The sequence below is a fragment of the Pelomonas parva genome (genome assembly GCF_043555835.1).
GTDB classification, from domain to species: Bacteria; Pseudomonadota; Gammaproteobacteria; order Burkholderiales; family Burkholderiaceae_C; genus Pelomonas; species Pelomonas parva.
Map to the genome: position 1 here is coordinate 172,906 of NZ_JBIGHV010000002.1, position 25,228 is coordinate 198,133.

Genomic DNA, 25,228 nt, shown 5'->3' on the forward strand with positions numbered 1-25,228 from the left:
GGCGCGCAGGAAGACATCCTCGCCCTCGCGACCAACGCGCCGACCGAGTACCTGACTGGCGACAACTCGGCCAATGGCGCGAACAACGGCCTCTGGAGTTCCAGCGGCAGCCAGTCGACGACGAGTGGCGAGCTGGTCGGCACCTTCCAGCAGCGCGCCAACGTGCTGTACCAGCAGAGCAAGTCGGCCTTCGTGGGCGACGGCTGGAACACGCTCGACCCGGAAGGCAACAACGTCGGTGCCGCCTGGAAGGTCTCGTACAAGGACACCGGCCAGCGCATCTTCAACTTCGTCAACACCGATGTGCCGGGCGCCATCGAGCCGACCTTCTTCAGCCAGTCCCGCGTGCCTGACTGGGCTGTCGGCAGTCCGGTCGCCAGCCCCCATACCGACACCGTCTCCGGTGGGCGCGCGACCACGGCCATCGAAGCCGCCCAGCTCTACGCCGACCAGCTGGCCGGCTCCACCTTCACGAACGCCGCGTCGCAGTACGGTGGCTACTACATGGTCGGCGGCAGCCTGGGCGCGGCCTTCAACTTCGTGCTGTACGAGCACCCGGGCCAGGGCGGCCGCGGCTACACCTTCGACCAGGGCCGCGGCGGCAACATCGACGCCGACATCCGCAACACGCCCGACCCGCTGTTCGGCAACATCTGGGGCTATCCGCACGACAACGCGACGGCCGTCGGCATCGGCTCCAACGTCTACCAGGTCACGGCCTACCGCGACGTGGGCCCCTCGGGCGCCAGCAGCAGCTACTACACCGCCGACCCCCGCTTCGGCCTGGCCGCGCGCGGCGACCTCTGGGACCACTACTACGACCTGCGCGGCTCCACCGTGGGCGACGACTCCATCTCGGCCTACATCGCCTGGGGCAAGGTCTACGAGAACTTCACCAACTACACCTACACCTGGACCAGCGGCGCCTCCAACATCTATGCGCCGCGCGAGCGCCTGCACTACGCGCTGACGACGCAGTCGACCGACATCGTCGAGCAGCGCCCGGTCTACCAGACCACCACGTCCATGGTGCCGCAGGTCGTCAACCATCTGGTCACGGTCTGGAAGGACCAGCCCATCCTGTCGACCGAGACGATCATGCGCAGCGTCGTCACGACGACGACGATCTCCGCCGGCCTGGGCGGCTCGGACGCCTCCATCAGCGGCGGCAGCCTGGTCATCGATGCCGGCAACACGGTGCGCCTGTCCGGCCATGTCGAGGCCACCGGCCAGTTGTCCATCAGCGGTGGCAACGAGGTCGCGCTGCGCGGCCAATTGCACACCGACGCCAACGGCACCAAGCCGCTGGCCGTCGAGGTGGAGGGCAACCAGGTCAGCCTGCAGGCCGGCGTCACGCTGCGCCTGGACGACAGCGCCATGATCCGCGGCACGCAGGTCGGCGGCCAGTCCCCGGCCACTGTGGCGCTGCACAGCGACGGCGACCTGCTGTTCGCCGGCTCGGTCGGCGCCAGCGGCAGCGCGGTGATGGGCCTGGTCAGCCTCGCGGCCCAGGGCGATGTCAGTCTCTCGGGCGGCCTCACCGGCGGCAGCATCAGCATCCGCGCCGGCGTGGCGGCGGCCGACGGCAGCGGCGGCCTGAGCGGCAGCGTCACGACCGACAACGACACCCGCATCTACGCGCTCAACGGCGACATCGGCGTGCATGCCGGCGCTTTAGGCGGCAGCGTCATGCTGCGCGAGAGCCTGATGGACGCCAGCGGCGCGGTGGACCTGTCCGCCGCCGGTGGCCAGGTGCTGCAGGCCGTCACCGGCAGCGGCGCCAACACCGCCATCAGCGGCGAGATCCACGCCCAGTCGCTCAACGTCACGGCCGAGGCCGGCATCGTGCTGGCCACGCGTGTGGGCCACATCGGGCTGGCCAAGTTGACCGGCGAAGGCAACATCGACCTCGTCAACAAGGGCGACCTGCTGCTGGACGCCGCCGAGGCCGCCGACGGCTTCGTGCAGGTACGCGTCTACGGCAGCCTGACCGCCACGTCCGTGCTGGCCAAGGGCGCCTCGGACCGCAACGACATCACGCTGCGCACCTTCCAGAACGGCGTCGCCTCCGCCAACCTGTCCGTCGGCGTGCTGACCGCCGGCAGCGACGCCACCACCACCAGCCTGGACCGTGGCGACATCGTGCTGAACGCGCAGGGCAGCGTGACGGCCCTCAACGCCAGCTCGCTGGTCACGGCCGAAGCCCTCAGTGTGCTGGCCGGCTCGCGCGCCGACTCGGCCAGCAGCCAGGGCAGCATCAACCTCAACACCTCGGTGTTCTCGCTGAGCGCGACGACGCAGACGGTGGCCAATGTCATCGTCGACCAGAAGACCGCCCGCCGCCTGACGGTGCACGACACCAGCGTCGCCGACGGCACCATCAAGATCACGGCGGCCGGCGCCGTCGACCTGGCCAGCGTGGCCATCACGACCAACCGCGAGAACGGCCTGGCCGATGCGGAGATCACCGTCATCGCGGCCGGTGACGTGTTCGTGCGCAGCGTCAGCGCCGGCATCTTCATCCCCGCCACCGAGCCGCTGCCGGTCGTGCGCGACGCCAACAACGTGCTGGTCACCGCCTTCTCGTCGGCCGGTGACATCAGCATCACGTCCACCGGCGGCAGCATCCTGGAGAACTTCGTCGACGCCGGCCCCGACATCGTCGCCGACGTGCTGACGCTGCGCGCCAGCACCGGCATCCTGGGCCTGGAGATTGCCGCCAACCGGCTGGACGCCAGCACCACCGGCGGCGACATCGTCCTCTTCGACATCGACGGCAAGGCCGAGTCCACGCCGGGCCTGACCGTCATGCGCGCCACGACGGCGCTGGAGGCCGGCACCACGGTCGCCATCACGACGACCGGCCAGGACGCCGGCAACGTCACCCGCACCGGCATCGAGGGCGACCTGCGCGTGCTGGCCGACGGCTGGGTGCGCGGAGACACCCTCCGCCTGACCAGCACTACCGACAGTGTCCACGTGCTGCCGCCCGCCGCCACCACGCCGGCGCGCAGCAGCCTCGTCAACGGCAACCCGCTGGATCCGCTGGACTCGCTGCACTACACCGCCGGCGTCGCCTTCAGCGCCAAGGGTTCGGTGCAGCTCTACCGCTTCTTCAATGCCGACCAGCACATGGAGTACCGCGCCGGCGACTACTTCCTGTTCGGCACCGACGCCCAGGCCACCCGCATGCTGCCCAGCGTGCTCAGCGCCGACACGCTGATCCTGGAAAGCGGCAGCACGCTGGCGCTGCGTGGCAGCACGCTGAGCGCCAACCGCCACCTGGAGATCATCTCGGGCCAGGACGTGCGCCTGGGCGACCTGGTGACGACGGTGGGCAATGTCACGACCACCACGCCGACGCAGATCCTGCTGAAGAGCCACTACTTCGGCGGCACGGCCGTGACCGGCACGCTGATCGAGCAGGTGCTCATCACCGCGCGCGGCGACACCGACATCAGCAAGTCCATCAACATCAATGGCGACACCGACAGCGAAGATGTCTTCGTCGAGACCGGCGTGGACGCCAACAACGACGGCTTTGCCGACGGCCTGTTCGCTGCCGACGGCCGGCCGGTCGCCATCCTGGCCGTCGACTACGACGGCAACGGCTCGCTCAGCAACAGCATCCTCATCGACGAGCGGCCGGCCACGGTCGAGTCCGGCCACCTGGACCTGCAGATCGCCGCGCTGCCCGCCGCCAAGTTCGAGCTGCGCGCCGAGAAGACCGTCAACGTCAAGCTGGCCAGCGACCTCGTGCTGACCGGCTTCGTCGGCGGCGTTGAGAACTTCGACGCCACCGGCGACATCCGCATCGAGACCACCGGCACGCTGACGCTGCGCGGCGGCATCGTGCGCGCCCAGGGCGAGCTGACGCTGCTGGCCGACACCTTCACGACCGACCAGGCCTCCGTCGCCATCGCCGACACGCTGACCGTGACGGCGGAGCGCGGCATCCAGCTCAACACGCTGACCGCCCACCTGCGCGCCACCAGCACCGTGCAGGGCGACATCACGATCAACGAGGCCGGCGCCGACGTGATGGTCGAGTCCGTCGAGGCCCGCGACGGCGCCATCCGGCTGGAAGGCGGCGGCAACCTGTCGGTGCGCCGCATCGTCAACTTCGCCGACGGCGACGACATCTACGTCAAGGCCGCCGGCAACATCCTCATCGACTACATCGAGGCCGGCTCTGCCGTCGGTGCGCAGAAGGTCACCACCGGCGCCGCGTCCGGCATCGGCCGCGTCACCATCGACGCGGGCGGCGCCATCAAGGAGCTGGCCACGGCCGCCGGCAGCTTCGACCAGGACGCCGCCGACATCTACGCCGCCGAGCTGCAGTTCCTGCACAACGGCACGGTGGTCGCCAAGCGCCTCGTCACCTCGCAGGACCGCGGCGACTCGGCCAACCCCGATCAGCTGGAGATCCGCATCATCGGCGCGCTGCTGACCCAGGGCGCCACCACCGTCACGCAGGAAGCGCAGGCGGTGGCCGGCGGCAGCATCGTCAACTACGAGCCGACCGAGATCACCGCGCCCGGCGTCTACCGCAAGCAGGTCGAGCTGATCGCCTTCGACGGCGCGCAGCTAGCCAACCAGATCTACGTCGTCACGCTGGACGGCGATCGCTACGCCCAGCCGCTGGTGGCCGCCGGCGTCGCGCCCACGGCGGCCGAGTTCACCGCCATGCTCAGCCTGCTGAAGGCCGACATCGAGCTGGGCGGCGACTTCACCGTCGACATCGGCAGCGACGGCAGCCTGACCATCACGCGCACGCAGTTCAACACCTCGTTCACGGCCGCCGCCGCCGTGCGCGAGAACGTCTTCGTCCCCTTCGCCAACCAGACGACCAACGACGGCTCCGTGCCGACCACGGCCGCCGGCACGTCCATCGTCCAGCTCAGCGCGGTGCGCTTCGCGTCCGACCTGGTCATCGACGCCGGCAAGACCTACAGCGTGGTTGTCGACGGCGTGACCTACACCGCCCAGGTCGGCACGAGCGCCGGCAATGCGACCGTCATCGCCAACGACTTCGCCTCGCTGGTCCGCGTCTTCGCGGCCCAGATCGACGCCGACATCGCCGGCAAGATCGACGCCGCCGAGCGCGTCGTCGACCTGTCGGCCGTCAGCGTCAACCAGACCACGCCGGGCACCTACAGCGTCACGGTGGCTGGTCAGACGTTCAGCTACCCGGCCCAGGTGGGCGACGGCGCCGCCGAGGTCGCGCAGGCGCTGGCCCAGGCCATCACCGACCATGCCGGCACCAACTACATCGCCCAGGCCCAGGGCAGCACCATACTGCTGACCGGCGGCGTGGATGGCGCGACGGCCATCAGCACCTCCGGCGCCGGCATGTCGGTCGACCCGGCCAGCGCGCGCACGCTGTGGCTGCTGGGCCAGACAGCCAACGTGCCGTTCTCCGTCGGCGCCATCAGCATCACCGAGACGCCCGTGTCGGCCACGCCGACGCCCGCGACCACCGGCGTCAAGCAGGTCAGCACGGTCAGCTTCTCGGCCACGCCGCTGGCCGAGACGGCCTATGCCATCACGGTCGGCGGACGCAGCTACACCTTCGTCACCGACGCGACGCCCACCGGCACCGAGCTGGCCGCAGGTCTCGCTGCGTCCATCACGGCGGACAGCGGCCGCGCCGCCGTCGCCGGCGCTTCCGGCGCGGTGTTGACGCTGACCGGCAACACCAACGCCATCTCCTTCGGGCTGTCGGTGGCCGCCGCCTCGCGCACCAGCGCCGACATCGGCGCCGTCGTCGGCGACCCCAACCAGCCGCTGGTGGCCGCAGGCACCGACATCAAGCAGCTCACCGGCGTCGAGTTTGCGGCCAACTTCGGCGTCGATGCCTTCAAGACCTACAGCGTCACCGCCGGTGGCGGCACCTACACCGCCCAGCTCGGCGATGTCGTCGACGGCGTGACCGTCACGAGTAACAACTTCGCGTCGGTGCTGCGCGTGCTGGCCGCGCGTGCCAACGCCAATGCCAATGTCGATGCCGCCGAGCGTGTCGTCAGCCTCGGCTCCCTGGACCCGGCCGGCTTCAACGGCACGGCCGCGTACTCCATCACCATCGGCAGCGTGACCGCCAGCTATGCTCCGCCCGCCGGCACCAGCCTGGGCCAGGTGGCCGCCGAGCTGGCCCGCCAGCTGGACCTGGACGGCACGCTGGTGGCCCGCTCCGCCGGCACCGATGTGCTGGTCACCGGCGGCGTCACCATTGCCCAGGCGGTCACCACCAACAACGCCGCGCTCGTCGTCGACGACCCGGCCGGCCGCAGGCTCTGGCTGGTGGGCGAGGCCGACAACACGGCCTTCAGCGTCGGCACCGTCTCCGTCACCGACATGCCCACGCAGGCCACGCCGACGTCGGCCGGCGCCTCGGTCAAGCAGGTCAGCACCATCACCGTGTCGTCGCAGCCGCTGCCGCAGACGATGTATGCCTTCAGCGTCAGCGGCCGCAACTACGGCGTGATGACCGACGCCACGCCGAACGGCACCGAGCTGGCTGCAGCCATCGCCGCCGCCATCCAGGGCGACAGCCTGGCGCTGGCCACCGCCAGCGCCACCGGCAGTGTCGTCACGCTGACCGGCAAGACCGACGCCATCGGCTTCAGCATTGCGCTGACGCCGGCCGTCAAGGCGCGCGCCATCGCCGCCGGTGATGCCGACACGCCGCTGCGCGAGGTCGGTGCGGACGCCACCCAGGTCACCGACATCGTCTTCGCCAACACCACGCTGGCGGCGGGCGACAAGGTCACGCTGGACATCGGCAGCAAGACCTTCAGCTACCTGGTGACGGCCGGCAACACCAGCTGGGACGACGTGCTGCAGGCGCTGCAGGACGACATCCAGGCCGACGGCCCGCTCGCCGTCACCGCCAGCCACGACTCCAACGCCAACCCGCGCACGCTGCGCCTGACCGCCGACAACATCAACTCGGCCTTCAACGTGCTGAACGTGCAGGTGCTGGACGGCCAGGAGGTCGACTCCAGCGTCTCGCTCGGAACCAGCGCCCAGGTCACGGCCATCGGCAACACGGCCAAGCAGAAGGACAGGCTGGACTTCACGGGCACGCTGTCCCTGGGCAATGTCGTCAAGGTCAACGCCGGCGGCCTGTACGACGCCACCGCCACGCTGAACGAAAGCTGGGCCAGCCTGCTCGGCCGCCTGGCCGCCGACATCACGGCCGACGGCAATGTCGTCGCGACGGTCGACGTCAACGGCACCAGCCTCATCCTCGAAGCCGTGGTCGACAACGCCGCCTTCGCGGCCGGCGCGTCCATCGACCGCAGCGCTGCCGGCCTGCCGCTGGCGCCCCCGGGCGACTTCGTGCTCATCCTGCCGTCGCGCGCCAACGGCAACTACGCGATGGTGGCGGGCGGCGACCTGGCCGTCGTCGAGCTGGAAGCCAACGGCGGCGAGCGCATCACGCTGGGCTCCTCGGGCGGCTCGCTGGTGGTCGTCTCCGAACTCGATGTCGACACGACCGGCGAGGTCATCCTGACGGCCAAGGAAAGCCTGACCGTCGGCAACACCATCGTCGCCGGCCGCCTGACCGCCACGGCGGGCGACGCCAGCAACACCACCGCGCACAACCTCAGCCTGACGACGGCAGTGACGGTGATGAACGTGACGCTGCGCGACGCCGGCGGCGACTTCGTGCTCGACCAGGTCGGCACCGGCCCGCTCACCATCGAGACCCTGAGCATCAACGGCGGCGACATCACCATCCACGCCAAGGGCTCGGTGACGATCAACCAGATCATCGGCAGCGTCGGCAACATCACCATCGTTGCCGACGGCAACATCAGCATCCTCGACTTCGCCGCCACCGACACGGTCACCACCGCCGACCGCCGCGTGTCGCTGACCTCCACGCACACCGGCGCCTTCATCAACGTCGAGGTCTCCGCCGGCACGCTGGACGTGAGCGCCACCGGCGCGGTGACCATCAACGAGCGCGACGCCGTCACCATCGACACGCTGACCAGCGGCGGCGCGGCCATCACCGTGCAGGCCGGCGGCGCGCTGACGATGAATGCCGCGCTGACGGTCACCGGCAGTGCCGCGCTGAGCGTCACGACGACGGCTGGCGGCATCCAGCTCAACCAGGCGCTGCAGGCCGGCACGGGTGCGGTCACCGTCTCCGCCGCCGGTTCGCTGCTCATGGGCGCCCTGGCCGACATCACGACGGCCGGCGGCAACATCAAGCTGCTGGCCGGCACCGTGGCCTCGGGCACGCCGGGCGTGCTGGAGATGACGTCCGAGACCTATGTGGACGCTGGCACCGGCACCCTCGAACTCGACGCCGCCGGCCGCATCACGCTGGGCAAGCTGCGCAGCGACTCGGCCGCCGATCTCGTCGTCCATGCCGGCGGCGTCGTCGACGGCGGCGAGGGCGACACGGACATCATTGCGGCCGACGCCCGCCTGGTCATCACGTCCAGCGGCGGCATCGGCACGCGGCCCAACCCCATCGAGATCCAGGTCCGCGCCTTGGACCTGACCAACACCGGCAGCGGCGACATCGCGCTGGAAGAGGTCGACGGCGTCATCATCGAGCGCATTGACCAGTCCGCCAGCGGCAGCGTCAAGATCGCCAACCGCAGCGGCGACATCATTACCAGCACCCACGGCATCGCCATCGCCGGTGGCGCGCTGACGCTCTATGCGGCCGGCTCGCTGACGCTGGGCTCCGACATCACGACGGCCGGCGGCGCCATCGCGCTGACGGCCGAGACCGGCAACGTGCTGCTCGGCGCCGGCATCGACGCCACGCCGACGGGCGCCACCAACGGCGGCGGCAACGTGCTGATCCGCTCGGTGCAGGGCTCCATCCTGACCGACGCCGCCGCCGCGCACTGGGACCGCCTGGGCAACGGCAGCTTCGACCCGGTGCTGGAGCGCCTGCTGTCGCGCGGCCGCTTCGAGCTGGGCCTGACGGCCGGCATCGTCAACGGCGCCGTCATCGCTGCCAATCTGACGCCGGACGAGGCTGCCTTGTTCGGTGTCCAGAACGGCGACGTCCTGCGCGCGGCCGGCGGCGCCTTCGTGCGCACGGCGGGCGGGCAGCTGACGCTGTCGGCGCTGGACAAGATCGGCCAGTCGGTCGACGGCTTCCGGGTCAGCCCGCTGGCCGTCTTCATCGACGCCGGCTTCGTCGCCGCCAGCAGCTCGCAGCGCGACACCGTCGCCATCGTCTCCACCGGCGCCGTCACGCTGGGCACGTCCGGCAGCAGCAACGGCGCGCGCGGCGGCAGCACCGAGGTCGTCAGCCTGTCCGGCAAGCAGGTGTTCAGCTCCGCGCTGGACGCCAACGGCGAGGCCGTCAGCATCGCCGCCGACGACGTCGACATCGAGGAGGCCGTGCGCAGCGCCGGTGGCCAGCTCAGCTTCGCCACCATCGACCCGACCCGCACCATCGTGCTGGGCGAACTGGGCGGCTCGGGCGCCGGCTCCATGCAGCTGGACCGCGACGACCTGGCGCAGCTGCGCGACGGCTTCGGCCGCCTCGTGTTCGGTGCCGACGGCGGCTCCAACGGCATCAACATCACCGACACCTCGGGCCGCAGCGTCACGCTGAAGGACGACGTGGTCTTCTACACCAACGGCATCGGCGGCCACGTCAACATCGGCACCGCGCTGCTGGCGCCGTCGCTGACCATCTTCGGCTCCGGCGACACGACGCTGCTGGCCGCCGACGCGACCGCCTCGGTCGGCAACGTCATCATCAACGACTCGGTGCGCATCCAGGGCGACCGCCTCATCACCGCGCTGGACGGCGGCATCACGCTGGGCGGCAGCAGCCAGCATTACCTGGGCGGCGACGGCACGGCCACGGTCGACACGCTGCGCCTGGATGCGCGCAACGGCAACGTCGCCATCGCCGGCCGCATCGGCGCGGGCGAGGAGGCCAGCGATGCGCTGGCCGGCCTGACCATCCTGAACGCACAGGACGTGCGCTTCGACCAGGACGTCGTCATCAGCGGCGACCTCGTCATCGACGCCACCGGCAACATCACCTTCAACGGCTCGGTGACGCTGCTGAACGGCGGCAACCTCATCATCCGCGGCGCGCAGCACATCGTCATGCGTGGCGCCGTGGTGCTCAGCGGCGTGAACGCCGGTGACGCGGGCGACGTGCTGCTGGAGGCCGACGAGATCGACCTGCAGATGCCCGAGCGCGCGCTGTCCGGCGCCGGCACGCTGACGCTGCGCGCGACGACGCTCAGCCAGGCCATCCAGATCGCCTCGCCCGGCGCGGCCGACACGGCCGGCATCCTGCAGCTCAGCATCAACGAGCTGATGACGCTGGACAGCGGCTTCCAGCAGATCATCATCGGCAAGCCGGGCACCAACGGCCATGCGCTGGCCAGCAGCGGCGCGGTGACGATCGGCGCCAACCTGCTGGCCGACCGGCTGACCTTCCGCGGCGACGTGCAGATCTTCGGCAGCACCATCACGGTGGCCGACCTGGACCAGGCCAGCGCCGTGCTGCGCGTCGGCAACAACGGCAGCCTGACGCTGGACGCCGCCAACCAGATCACCTTGTCCAACGCCGTCGAGGCCGAGACCGTCAATCTGTACTCGGCCACGGGCAGCATCCGCCAGGTCGACTCCGCCGCCGACGGCGTGCTGGGCGAGGCGCTGCGCGCCGTCAACCTGACCGTGCAGGCCAATGCAGGCGTCAACCTCGCCTCGCTCGAAGTGCGCGTCATCGACGTGCAGAACACCGGCAGCGGCGACATCGACCTGACCGTCAACGCCGGTCGCGCGACCGCGCTGCTGCCGCTGGTGCTGATCGACGGCAACGTCGACGTGCAGCGCCTTGCCCAGCTCGGCAACCTCGACAACGGTTCCATCTCGCTGGCCACCGTGGCCGGTGGCATCCACGTGGTGGCCGGCGGCGCGGGCGTCTACACGCTGGGCGCGGGCACGCTGAGCCTGTCGGCCGCCGGCCAGAGCGGCGCCAGCCTGCTGATCGACCAGCTCGTTACCAGCGGCGTCGGCAGCATCACGCTGAGCGCCCAGGACACGCTGACGACCCGCAATGCCGGCCGCATCGCCCCGAGCGGCGCCGCCGCGCTAACGCTGAACGCCGGTGGCGACATCAGCCTGGGCGCCGACGTGCTGACCCCGGGCGGCCTCGTCAAGCTGGTGGCCGGTGGTGCGCTGAGCATGACCAGCGGCGTCACCGTCAGCTCCGTCGGCGGCGGCAGCCAGGACGCTCGCCGCGTCACGCTGGACGCTGGCGGCGACATCCGCCTGTCCATCGTCTCCGCCGGCCTGAGCATCGCCGCCGCGTCCACCGGCGGAGCCCTCATCGACGGTCTGGCGGGCGACGCTGCCAACCTGCGCACCGACAGCCTGAAGCTCAACGCCGCCACCGGCATCGGTGCCGCGGGCGCCGAGCTGCGCACGGATGTCGCGACGCTGGCCGCCGCCAACAGCACCAGCGGCGGCCTGGCCCTCATCGAGGCCTCGGCGCTGAACCTGGGCGTCGGTGGCCTGGCCGTGGCCGGCAGCGGCGCGCTGTCGCTGCAACTGCTCACCGGCGACCTGACGCTGGACCAGACTGTCACCAACACGGCGTCGACCGACGGCCTCATCGCGCTGCAGTCCCTCACCGGCCGCCTGGTGCTGAACAGCCTGGTCACCTCGGACATCGGTGACATCCGCCTGCTGGCACCAGGCGACGTGACGATGAGCGCCGCCAGCCGCGTGCAGGCCAAGGGCGCGAACGGCGCCATCGAGCTGACCACGCAGGGCCGGCTGGACATGGCCGCCACGGCCCGCCTCGTCACGGCCGGCGGCTCGCAGCGCATCGACGCGGCGGCCGGCATCCTGCTGGGCCAGGTCAGCGCCGCCACCGGCAATGTCGCGCTGGTCACGGCCGGCAGCATCCTCGACGCCGACGCGACCGGCGGCGTGCAGACGGCCAACGTCGCCGCCAACGGCCTGCAGATGCAGGCGGGCACCGGCATAGGCGCCAGTACCAACGCCATCGAGACGTCCATCAACACGCTGGCCGTGCGCTCCACGCTGGGCGGTGTGTTTGTCGCCGAGGGCAACGGCCTGGAGGTCGGCGCCGTGGCCGCCGTCGGCAGCACCGGCGCGCTGGCCGGCGCCCAGGGCAATGACGCCGTCGTCATCACCAGCGCCAACACGCACGAAGGCCGCCTGACCGTCAGCCAGGACATCACGGCCGCCGGCAGCGGCAACGTGCTGATCGCCGTCAACACCACGGCGCTGAACCAGCCCAGCCTGCAGCTCAATGCCAACGTCGACGCCGGCAGCGGCGCGCTGACGGTGGTGGTGCAGGGCAGCATCGCCCAGGCGGCCGGCACGCAGCTCGTCACGAACGGCGGCACGGTCGACGTGCGCGCGGTGGGCGGCAGCCTGACGCAGGCCGATGGCGCGCAGATCAGCAGCGGCGGCGGCAATGTGCGCCTGCAGTCCGATGGCGACCTGACCGTGGCGCTGGTCAACGCCGGTAGCGGCGCCGTCAGCCTGGTCAGTGGCGGCAGCATCCTGGACGCCGACAGCGGCGCCGGCAACGACATCGCCGCCGGCAGCGTGCGCCTGCAGGCGGCCGGCAGCGTTGGCAGCAGCGCCAACGCGCTGGACCTGCTGGCCGGCAGCGTCGCCGCCCAGGCCGGCACGCACCTCAACCTCGCCAGCGCGGCCGACCTGTCAGTCGGCAGCAGCGGCGCGATCAGCGTGGGCACGGTGAACGCCGACGGCAGCGTCACCGCCGGAGCGATCACCGACGCGGCCCTCGCCGGCGCCACCGCCGCAAACGACCTGCAGTTGCGCGCCGCCCAGAACCTCGTCATGGCCGACGCCGAGCGCATCAGCGCCGGTGGTTCGCTGGCGCTGGTGGCTGGTGGCAACGTCACGCTGGGCGATGTGCGCACGCCGGGCGCGGTGGTCGTCGTCGCTGGTGGCAGTGTGCTCGATGGCGACAGCGCCGCCGACGTGACGGCCGCCTCGTTGCTGCTGCAGGCCGGCGGCACTGCCGGTACGGCCAGCGCCCCCCTCGAGATCGCCGTCGGCCAGCTCGCCGCCAGCGGTGCGGGCTTGCAGCTCACGCAGACCGGCACGCTGACGGTCGGCTCGCTGAGCGCCAACCTTTCCGTCGACGGCGCCGCCGCGAAAACCGTCCAACTGAGCGGCGTCACCAGCAGCCAGAACCTGCAACTGCAGGTGGCCAATGGCGACCTGCAACTCGACGCCAGCGCGACAACGCAGGGCGGCAGCCTGGGTCTGGCTGTCAGCGGTGGCAGCCTGGTCATGGCCGGCGGCAGCGTCGCCAGCAGCCAGGGCGGCGCGATCACGCTGACCGCCTCGGGCGACGTGGTCCTCGGCCAGGCCGATGCGCGCGGCACGGGTGCTGCCAGCGTCGCCATCACGGCCGGTGGCGACCTGCGTGTCGCGACCGGCGCACCGGCCACGCAGGTGCTGGGCAGCAGTGCCAGCCTCACGGCCGGCGGCGGCATTGCCGGCGTGAGCGCCGACGTGTCCTCCCTGCAACTCGCCGCTACCGGCGCCGTCAGCGTCGCCAACGCGGGCGACCTGACCCTCAGCGGCGCCGCGCTGCAAGTGAGCAGCCTGACCCTGCAGGTCGGCGGCAGCCTGACGCTGCAGCAAGCCGTCACGGCCAGCGGCGCCATCACGCTCGATGCCGGCGCGGCGCTCAGTGTCTCGGCGGCACTGACAGCCCAGACGCTGGACCTTGCCAGCACCGGCAACCTCAGCGTGTCTGCCAACCTGACAGCCCAGGGCGAACTCGGCCTGAGCAGCGGCGGCGACCTGACGCTGTCCGGCGCGACCCAGGGCGGCAACGTCACGCTGCAGAGCACCGGTGCCACCAGCGTGCAGGGCACCGTGAACAGCACCGGCCAGCTGCTCGCCAGCGCCGGTGGCGCGCTGACCACCAGCGCCGCGCTGACGGCCGGCAACAGCTTGAGCCTCAGCAGTGGCGGCGACCTGACGCTGGGCGGCGCGGCCCAGGGCGGCAGCGTCACGCTGCACAGCAGCGGCGCCACCAGCGTGCAAGCCACCGTGAACAGCACCGGCCAACTGCTGGCCAGCGCCGACGGCTCGCTCAGCACCAGCGCCGCGCTGACGGCCGGCAGTGGCCTGAGCCTCAGCACCGGCGGCGACCTGACGCTGGGCGGCACGACCCACGGCAGCAGCGTCACCTTGCAGAGCACCGGCGCCACCAGCATCCAGGCCGCCGTCCACAGCGACAACCTGCTGCTCGCCAGCGCCGGCACCACGCTGACCACCAGCGCCGCGCTGACCGCCGGCACCGGCCTGAGCCTCACCAGCGGCGGCGACCTGACGCTGGGCGGCAATGCCAGCACCACCACCGGCCCGTCCAGCCTCGCCGCCGGCCGCGATCTCGCCGTCAACGGCCGCCTGTCCAGCGCCGCCAGCATCGACGCCCAGGCCCAGCGCGACATCGTCTTCGCCAGCAGCGCCAGCGCCGATGCACTCGCCGCGCTGCGCCTGCAGGCCGGTGGCGACATCCGTCTCGGCACGCTGAGCAGCGCCACGGCCGTGTCGCTGATCGCTGGCGGCAGCGTCCTCGGCAGCGCCGCCGACCGCATCGACATCACGGCGCCGGTGCTGCGCCTGCAAGCCGGCAACGGCATCGGCCTGGACACGGCCAACGCCGCGGACCGCCTGCAGACCCAGGTCGCCACCGTCTCCGCCCGCGCCGGCAGCGGCGGCATCTGGCTGCTGGAGAGCGACGCCATCACCATCGACGACGTGGCCGTCAGCGTCACCCGCCTGGGCACCGCCGGCCAGTTCAGCACGGTGGCCGACGCCGCGCAGAGCGACCTCATCACCAGCGCCAACGGCAGCATCGGTCTGCGCACGCTGGCCGGCGCCATCGTGCTGAACGACGGCAGCGCGCCGGCCAACGGCGTGGCCGTGAAGGCCGATGGCAGCGGCCAGGTCAGCCTGCAGGCGCAAGGCGCGGGAGCGGTGCTGGACGTGCCGGCGCAGACGATCGATCAGGACGGCGATGTCGTCCTCGACAGCAACCTGGCCTTGCAGGGTGACCTCGTCGTCAACGCCGGCCAGGGCGCCGGCAGCGGCGGCATCACGCTGACCGGCGCTGTGGATGGCCAGGCCGGCGGCGCGGCCGACACGCTGACGCTGCATGCCGACGGCGGCGCCGTCACCGTGCTCGGCGCGGTCGGCGCCACGACGGCTCTGGCCGGCATGGCCATTGACGGCGCCACCGACGTGAGCTTCGCGTCCAGCGTGCGCCTGACCGGCGACCTGACCGTGCACGCCAGCGGCACCGTCGAGTTCCATGGCGACCTGCTGCTGGACGGCGGCAGCCTGCACATCGTCGGCGCCACGCGCGTCGTGCTCAACGGCGTCGTCATCGCCCAGGGCGACCTGGTCATCAACGGCGCCACCAGCCTGACGCTGGGCGCCAGCAGCATCGCCGGCGGCAACGTCGTGCTGGGCGTGGACGCGCTGACGCTGAATGGCCCGCTGACCTCGGCCGGCGGCGCTCTGACCATCCAGCCCACCGCCACCGGCCGCGCGATCAGCCTGGCCGAAAGCGGCGACGGCCTGCTGCTCAGCGCCGCGACGCTGGCCAATCTGCGCGGCTTCGGCGCCGTGACGCTCGACACCACGGGCCAGGTGCTGGTCTCGACCGACACGCTGAGCGCGCTGGCCGCCACCGGCCTGGACATCAGCGGCGCCAGCTTCAACCTGCAGGGCGGCAGTGCCAACCTGCAGTTCAGCGATCACCTCGCGCTGCGCGCCAGCGGCGACGTGGCCATGAGCGGCCGCACCGCCTTCAGCGCTCCGGGCGCCGACTTCAGCATCGACGCCCGCGGTGCGCTGACGATGGCCGCCGGCTCGCGCATCGCGACCAGCGGCGGCGACGTGACCGCGTTGGCCGATGCCGGCATCACGCTGGGCCGTGTCGAGACCGGCAGCGGTGGCGTGCTGCTGCAGGCGCTGACGGGCTCCATCGTCGACGCCGACAACGACGAGGGCGTCAACGTGCAGGCCGCCTGGCTGTCGCTGCGCGGTCATGGCCCGGCGCTGACGCCCGGCAGCTCGACCAGCGCCGCCGCCATCGACGTGGCCGTGGGCCGCCTCGACGCCGACGACCAGCGCGGCCTGATGCTGCGCGACACCGGCGCCGATGGCCGCACCCGCTTCAACCTGCTGGACAACGGCGTGCTGTACCAGCAGGTCGTCGCCGACGGCAGCCCGCTGCGCGGCTCGACGGCGCCGATCGCCCCGGGCGCGGGCGGCAGCAGTGCCAGCGACGCGACGGCCCAGATGGCCGCCTGGATGCAGGCGCTGCGCCCGCTGTCCGAACTGCGCCAGGGCTCGCTGCTGGACGGCCCGACGCGCGTCGCGCTGAGCCTGGGCCACGACCACACCGACCTGCCGCGCGACAGCGCAGCCAGCGTCTACCTGGCCACGCTCACCAACTCGCCCGCAGGCGACACCCAGGCCGCCACGGCGGGCGAGGCGCTGAATCTGCTGTCTGATGCGTCCTTCGGCCTGGCACAGAGCCTCGAGCGCGCCTGGCTGCTCGGCAGCGGCTCGCAGCAGCCGGCCGCCAGCGGCATGAGCGCCGTGCCCGACACTGCCTTCGATATCTGGGAGGAAAGCCTGGCCCTCTGACCACGGAGGGAGGAGGCTGCCTCATAACAAGGAACACCCCCGTGAAACTCCGCTCCCTGCTGCCGCGCCGTTGGCGAGAAGCCGCGCCTTCCGCTCCCTTGGCTGTCAAGCCGAGCGCCCGCGCCTGGCATCTGGAAGCTTTGGAGCCCCGCGTGCTGCTGTCGGCCGACCCCGTGCTGGGGGCCGTGCTGATCGCGCTGCCGCCCGACACCGGCGCCGCCGGCGACGCGGACGGCGCCTACCAACCGGAGGCCATCGACGCCGCCACGCTGATCGCCCAGGGCAAGTCCGTCATCGGCACGCCGGGCAGCAGCGACACCATCCGGATCGGCAACGCCGATGGTTCGCCGGTCATCGTCGGTGGAGATCTGACCCTCTACGCCGACGGCCCCGGCGGTGAGATCCTTCAAGACGGCGACCTCTTCGTCGCCGGCAACTACACCGCCTTTGGCTCCGGCCACACCAACGTGCTGAACGGCAACGTCACGGCCGGCGGCAGCTACACGAACGCTGACTCGGTGCGCATCAGCGGCAGCCTCACGATCGAGTCCGGCGGCTCCATCGCGCTGGGCGGCAACAACACGCACTATCTGGGCGGCAACAGCAGCGGCACGACCGACCAGCTGACGCTGAAGGCCGCGACCAACGGCAACATCAACATCTACAGCGCCGTCGACGACGGCAGCGAAGGCGGCGACCTTCTGTCCGGCCTGACCATCACGCAGGCCAACAACGTCACCTTCCACGAAGCCGTGGAGGTCAACGGCAACCTGACCATCACCGCCGGCGGCATCGTCACGTTCGCGCAGGGCATCACGCTGGGCAGCGGCGGCAACCTGACGGTGCTGGGCGCCGACCGCGTCGTCTTCAACGGCTCCGTGCTGCTGCAGCAGGGCGGCAGCATCCTGCTGGAGGCGGACTCCATCGACATGCTCTCCGGCGCGCTCGGTTCGGGCGCCATCGCCGGCACCGGCACGGTCACGCTGCGCCCGTCGACGCTGTCCACGCCGATGGACTTGTTCTACCTGCCGGGCGTGCCCACGGCCGGCGCGCTGCAGCTGACGGCTGCCGAGATGAAGGCCTTCGGCAGCGGCTTTACGCAGTACACCTTCGGCTGGTCGGCCTCCGGCCATGCGGTGGCGGGCAGCGGCGACGTGCGCGTCGGCACGGCAGAGGATGTCGGTCCGGTGGTGGGTGGCTCGCTGACGGTGTTCGGCAACCACATCACCGCCGTCAATGCGGAGGACAGCCCCGAGCGCGGCCTCAAGCTGGGCCCGGCCAAGTCGCTGGTGCTGGACGCGCGCGCCAACATCACGCTGAACAACTTCACCGAGGTCGACACGGTCACGATGACCTCCGCGACCGGCCTCATCCAGCAGGTCGATCTGCAGCCGGGCGACGGCGTCTCCGAGCCGCTGCGCGCGCTGTCGCTAACCGCGACTGCGGTGACCGGCGTCAACCTGCCCAACCTGGAAGTCAACCAGCTGGACGTCGTCAACAGCGGCCAGGGCAACATCGTGCTGAGCGAGAACGCGGCGCGTTCGACGAGCCGCTTCTCGGACACCGCCATCGACGGCAGCGTCACCGTGCTGCGCCTGGCGCAGACGGGCCTCACCGGCACCAACGGCATCTCGCTGACCAGCCAGGCCGGCGTCAGCAGCAATGACGGCAGCGCGCGGCCGGGCAACATCACGCTGGCGGCCGGCGCCGGCATCAGCCTGGCGACCAGCGGTGCGTTGAGCATCTCGGCGCTCGGCACCGGCTCCGACATCAGCCTGCTCGCGCCCATCGCCGTGCAGGGCGGCGCGGTGACGCTCAGCGCGGCCGACGCGTTCTCGGCCAGCGTGGCCGCACCCATCACCGCCAGTGGTCCCTCGGCCGTCGCGATCAGCAGCGGCACGGGCAGCCTGACACTGGCCGCCAACGTGACGACCGTCGGCGGCAGCCTGACGCTCAGCGGCGGCGCGGCGCTGGACTTGTCCGGCATCACGCTGAACGCCGGTCCCAGTGGCGCCATCGCGCTGCAGTCGGTGGGCGACCTTAAGGTGGGCATCATCAACGCGGCCAGCAGCATCACGCTGTCGTCCACCGGCGGCGCCATCCTCGATGCGCTCGCGGGCGACGCGGCCAACCTGGTGGGCGAAGCAGCGATCGTGTCGCTCACGGCCCTCAACGGCGTCGGCACCGGCAGCGCGCCGCTGCGCACGGCCATCGGCAGCCTGACGGCGACAGTGAGCGGCACGACCGGCGGCATCTTCATTGCCGAGGAGACGGCGCTGACGGTCACGTCCAGCGGCCTGACGACGGCCGGCAGCGGCGCCGTCGTCGTGCGTAATGCCGCCAGCGACCTGACCGTGCAGGGCCCCGTGCATGCGAATGGCACGGGCCACATCCTGCTGGAGTCCATGGCGTTCAACCTCTACGTCCAGAGCGACGTGCTGGCGCAGGGCGGCAGCATCAGCCTGCTCGCGGCCGGTGCGGTGGCCGCTACCGGCACGGAGGTGCGCACCCGCAGCGCCGGCCAGACGCTGGACCTGCGCGCGGGCACCAGCCTGTCCGCAGGCGCCGCGACGGTGCTGGCCACGGCGGGCGGCCACCTGCGGCTGCAGGCGCCGTTCGTCACGCTGAGCAGCGTGGACGCCGGCACGGGTACGGTCGCGGTCGTGGCGACTCAAGACGTCGCCGCCACCACGGGCACCACGCTCACCGCCGGCGCAGCGCGCCTTCAGGCGGGCGGCTCCATCGGCACGGGCGGCGTACCGCTCGCGCTGCACGTGGCGCAGCTGGCCGCCTCGGCCGGCGGGGCCATGGTGCTCAATGAAACCGACGACATCAGCGTCGGCAGCGTGGCCGACCCAGCGGTCAACCGCGTCGGCGCGCTCGGCACCGTCACGGCACTGACGCCCTCCAGCGCGCTCGCAGGTCTGTCCAACAGCAATGGCGTGATCGTGCTGACCGCGGGCGGCGCCGTGTCGCTGGACAGTGCCGTCAATGCGACTTCCATTGCCGGTTCACATGTGCGTGTCGGTGCGGGCGGCGCGCTGGCCGTCAACGCGGCGGTGGCGAGCACCGGCGGCCTCGTCACGCTGCAGGCTGGCGGCGCGATCACGCATGCCGCAACGGGCAGCGTCACCACGGCCGCTCAGGTCATCGACGAGCAGGCCGGTGGTGCCATCACGCTCGCAGCCGGCACAACCGTGAACACGGCCGGTGGCCGGCTGCGCATGGAGGCCGGCGGCGTGCTGACCCTGGGCCAGCTCAGTGCCGGGAATGCAGAGGCCTGGCTGCAAGGCACGCACATCGTCAGTGCTGCGGGCAACGGCATCGACCTGGTGGCCTCGGACGCCCGACTGATCAGCACCGGCACGGGCACGTCCGATGGCATCGGCAGCGCTGCGAATGCCGTGTCGCTGCAGGTGCAGCGCCTGGCGGCCCAATCGGCAGGCGCGGGCGGTGTGTTCATCAGCGAAGCCGACGCCGTGATCGTCGACGCGATTGCGGCGAGCAGCTTCACGCGCGTGCAGGCCGATGGCACGCTGGCCATGCGGCCCGCCGAGGCAGAGCTTCGCGGCATCAGCAGCGCGGCCGGCCTGGTGATGTCGGCCGGCGGCAACCTCGTCGTCGGTGTGGCCGTGACGGCCCAGCGCATGCACCTGTCCGCAGGCAACGACTTGGTCGTGGGCCTGCTCAGCGGCGGGCTGACCAGCGGCGGCGTCATCACGCTGGCCGCAGCGCGCGACCTGCACGTGCAGGACAACGTGAACGCGGCGGCTGGCCTGGACCTGTCCGCCGGCCGTGATTTGCTGATGAACCCCGGCGTCAGTGCCACCGCCCAGGGCGCCGCGCTGCTGCAAGCCGTGCGCGACGTGCGCGTAGGCGTCGTCGACGTGGGCAGCACCAAGTCGCTGACGATCAATGCCGGCGGCAGCCTGACCGACGCCGACGCGGCTGGCGACAGCAGCGTCAACCTGAAGGCGGGCAAGTTGGTGCTGATCGCCACGGCCGGCATCGGCCAGGCCGGCAATGCGGTGGAGACGGCGGCGGACTACCTCGGCGCGAGCGCGGGCGGTGGCGTCTTCATCGACGAGACGGACGGGCTGGCCATCAACGGCGCGCTGGGCACGAACTTCGGCACCGTCCAGCGTGTCGGTGCCGACGGCAGCGTCAGCACGCTGACGGCCACTGAAGTGCAAGGCCTGTCCAGCGGCAACTCGCCACTGGTGCTGCGCCTGCTGGGCGGCGCGCTGACGGTGGATGCCGCCGTGCAGTCGCAAGGCGGGGCGATTCGGCTGGACGCGACAGGCGCTGTCACCTTGAACGCGGCCGTGGCCAGCAACGGCGGTGCCCTCAGCCTGCTGGCCGGCGGCGCGGTGACCCAGGCCGCAGCCGGCAGCGTGCGCAGCAGTGGCGGCGCCATCGACGCGCAAGCCGGCGGCGCCTGGACGCAGGCCCAGGGCAGCCGCGTCGCCAGCGGCGGCGGCGCGCTGCGCCTGGCCGCCACCGGCGCGCTGGCGTTGGCTGAACTGGACGCGGGCAGCGGCGCGATGAGCGTCACCGCCAGCCAGGTGAAGGACCTCGCCGGTGACGGCGCCACGACGGCCGACCTGACCGCCGCCAGCCTCGTGCTGCGGACCACGGGCACCGCAGCCACCGACGGCGTCGGCAGCGGCGCGGACGCGCTCGACATCGCCGTGCAGAGCCTGGGCGTGGCCACAGCCGGCGGCGGCATTTACCTGTCTCAGGTCAGCGGCGCGCTGGTGGTGGACAGTCTCCCCGCGTTCTCCGGCTCGCGCGTGCAGACCGACGGCACGGTGGCCACCGCCGCCGTCACCGACGCGGCCCTGGCCGGCCTGTCCAGCAGCGACAGCCTGGTGCTGGCCGGCGGCGGCAACCTGAGCTTCAACGCGGCCAGCGGCGCCACGGGCTCGGTGCTGGTCACCAGCGCGGGCGACCTGACCGTGGGCGCCGTGCTGAGCGGCCTCATCGTCTCGCTGAACGCCGGCAACGACTTGCTGCTGAACGCCAATCTCAGCAGCACCGGCAGCACGCGCAGCCTGGACCTGCAGGCTGTGCGCGACCTCACGCAGGCCCAGGGCACCAGCCTGCAGACGGCCAACGGCGTGATCGCGCTGCAGGCCGGCCGCGACATCACGCTGGAGGCGCTGAATGCCGGCACGGCCGGCGCCGCGCTGATCGCGGGCGGCGCCATCGTCGACGGCGACACGGCGGGCGACACCGAGACCGACATCACAGCCTCTGCGCTGCGCCTGACGGCGGGTGGCGCCGCCGGCACGGCGGCCAATGCGCTGGAAACGGCCGTGACCAGCCTGAGCGCCAGTGCGGCCTTGCTGTCGCTCGTGCAGACCCAGGCGCTGACCATCGACCGCGTCGCCACCAGCCTGCAGCGCGTCTCCAGCACCGGCAGCCTCAGCGCCGTGGACCTCGGCGCGCAGGAAGACCTGCTGACCGCTAACGGCACCTTGCTGCTGACCGTCAACAGCGGCGACCTGACCATCAACGGCGGCACGGCCAGCACCGAGCAGGCCGTCAATGCGGGCGGCTCGCTGCTGCTGCGTGCCGTCTCCGGCAGCGTGGCCGTGAAGGCCGGCATCACGGCGGCCGGCGACGCCAGCCTGCGCGCGGGCGGCGAACTGAACTTCACGGCCGGCGGCGATGTGACGCTGGCCGGCGCCGGCAGCCTGGACGCGGAGGCCGGCGCGGGGCTGACGATGGCCGACGGCAGCGTCTTCACCAGCGGCACCGGCTCGCTGCGCCTGTCCGCCGTGCTCAACCTCAGCGTCGGCGCGCTGCAGACCGGGGGCGATGTCAGCCTGCTGGCGCGCTCTATCACCGATGCCGGCGGTACCGAGACCGACGTGACCGCCCGCGCGCTGCGCGTGCTGACCACCGGCACCGGCACGACACAGGGCTTTGGCACCGGCGCCGCGCCGTTGCAGCTGCAGGTGGCCACGCTGGCGGCCAGCATCGCCGGCACGGGCGCCGGCGGCTTCTTCGCCAGCGAGGCCGACGCGCTGGCCGTGGATGCCGTGGCTGTGGCGGTGTCGCGTGTCGCCGCCGATGGCACGCAGTCGGCGGTCGCCGATGCGGCGCTGTCCGACCTGGTCTCCGGCGGCAATGTCGTGCTGGTGCTCGGCGGCGCTGGCACGCTGGCGCTGAACGACGGTGGCAATGCCGACGGCCTGGCGCTTCAGTCGGGCGGCAATGTGCTGCTGGACGTGGGCGGCGACCTGGGTGTGCTCGCCGCGCTGCGCAGTTCGTCGGGCGCGATCAGCCTGCTGGCCGGCGCCAGCATCACCGTGGCCGCCGACGTGGCCATCACGCGCACCGGCCGCACGCTGGACGTGCAGGCCGGCGGCGCCGTGACCATGACGGCGGCGGCCAACCTCGCCGTCATCGACTCCGCCATCCGCGTGCAGGCCGGCGGCGACCTGACCGTCGGCGGAATCGCCGCCGGCCTGGGCCAGATCTCGCTGATCTCCACCGGCGGCAGCATCCTCGCGGCGGCGGGCCACAGCGGCAGCGAAGCCAGCGCCGCCCAGCTGCGCCTGTCGGCCGCCGTCGGCATCGGCACGGGCAGCGACCGCCTGGACATCGCCGTGCAGCGCGTCAGCGCCCGCGCGGCCGGTGGTGGCATCTGGCTGCAGGAGGCCGACGCCATCATCATCGGCGACACGGCCGCCTCGGTGCGTCGCGTCAGCGCGCTGGCCACCACCACGGCCACCATCGACGACGCGACGCAGTCTGACCTCGTCACCACCGGCGGCAACGGCAGCATCGCTTTGGCGACGACTAACGGCAGCATCAACTTCGTAGACGGCACGGCACCTGCCGATGGCGGCAGCGTGACGGCCCATGGCACAGGCAGCGTCGCACTGAAGGCCGGCGGCGCGGCTGCGGTCGTTAACCTGCCGGCCGGTAGCATCGAGCAGCAGGGCCCGGTCAGCATCGACAGCGGCCTGAAGTTCGACGGCGCCGTCACCATCACCGGCGGCCAGGGTGGCGGCCGTGGCGACGGCCCGGTGACGATAGGCGGCGCCATCGACGGCACGGCCGGCGGGGCGGCGGACCAACTGGTCGTCACCAGCGACGGCGCGGACGTCGTCTTCGGCGGCGCCATCGGCGCCACCGAGCGGCTCGGCGGCCTGGCCATCAACGACGCGCGCAACGTGCGCTTCGACGCGGACGTGAAGCTGGCCGGCGACCTGACGCTGCAGGCTTCCGGCAAGGTGGAATTCAAGGGCGGGCTGGACCTGAGCAGCGGGTCTCTGAGCATCGTCGGCGCGACGGAGCTGGTCATCGGCAACGTCGTCATCACGAGCGGCAACGCCGTCATCCGCGTGGATGCGCTGACGCTGTCCGGCCTCATCAGCGGCAGCGCGGCTGCCCGGCTGGAGCTGGCGGGCGCGGCCGGTGGTGTCAGCGTGGGCGGTACCGGCATGGGCCTGGCGCTGAGTGCTGCGCAGCTGGGCGCCATGCAGGGCTTCGGCCAGGTGCTGATCGGTCGCAGCGACCAGGGCGCGACTGCCGTCGACGTGGCCACGCTGGGCACGCTGGCCACGCCGCACCTGACGCTGGCCGGCGCCAGCCTCGACCTGCAGGGCGGCAGCACCGGCCTGAACGCGGCCGTGACGCTGCTTGACCTGAGTGCCGGGCAAGACCTGGCACTCGCCGGTCGGCTGGCGCTGGCAGCGGCGGGTGCAGATATGCGGGCTACGGCCGGCGGCGCGCTGCGCATGGCGACCGATGGCGTGCTGGCCACGCAGGCGGGCGAGGTGCGGCTGCAGGCGGCCGGTGACCTGCGCATCGGCCAGATCGACACGCGTGCCAGCGGCGGTGGCGCCATGGCGGCGGTCGTGCTGGCTTCGACGATGGGCACGATCAGCGAGGCCAATGCCGACGCGGCGGCCGACGTGTTCGCCGATGTGCTGACGCTGCGCGGCCGGGGCCCGGCGCTGAGCGGTGGTGCGTCGGAGGCACCTGCGGCGTTGGACGTGCAGGCCGACAAGCTGGACGTGGATGCGCCGCGCGGTGTTGTGCTGCGTGACAGCGCGAGCAACGGCCGCACGGCGTTCAATCTGCTGGACGGCGACCAGCTTTATCAGCAATTGGTGGCGCTGGGTTCACCGTCGCGTCAGGCCAGCGTGGCCGCCGTGCCTGATCAGCCGTCGGCTGCTACGGCCGATGCCTGGGGTTGGCTGAATGCGCTGAAGACGCTTCAGGAGTCGCGCGACACGACGCTGGCGGTGGGAGGCTCGGGGCCGACGATGTCGGCGCTGTTGGCGGCGCCGGTGCGGGGGGAGGCGTCTGCCGTGTTCGCGGCGGATTCGGCGCCGTTGTTGGCGAGTCAGCTGGCGGCGTTGCTGAGTCTGGACGTTTCACCGGTTGTGGTGGAGCCGGTGGCTGACGGTGCGCGGTTCCGGGTGTGGTCGGAGGAGTTGGTGGTGTGACGGTGGGTTTGTGAGCCTGGGCGGGTCATGACCCGCCGTTTGGTGGCGTCATGCCGACCGGCTTGGCGGGG

2 protein-coding genes (1 of these 2 cut by a window edge) are annotated in these 25,228 nt (G+C 71.8%); both read left to right on the plus strand.

The window, feature by feature from the left end; genetic code table 11:
• Positions 1-16,689 carry the 3' portion of an LEPR-XLL domain-containing protein gene (locus tag ACG00Y_RS04515; protein ID WP_394476394.1) on the plus strand. Its footprint begins 24,738 nt before the window's first position, so 16,689 of the gene's 41,427 nt are visible here — the last part of the coding sequence; the start codon falls outside the window, past its left edge; it ends in the stop codon at positions 16,687-16,689.
• Positions 16,690-16,730: 41 nt separating this feature from the next.
• The gene (locus tag ACG00Y_RS04520) at positions 16,731-25,157 is read left to right on the plus strand and encodes an LEPR-XLL domain-containing protein (RefSeq protein ID WP_394476396.1); all 8,427 of its coding nucleotides are present in this window, start codon (positions 16,731-16,733) and stop codon (positions 25,155-25,157) included.
• Positions 25,158-25,228: the final 71 nt, after the last annotated feature.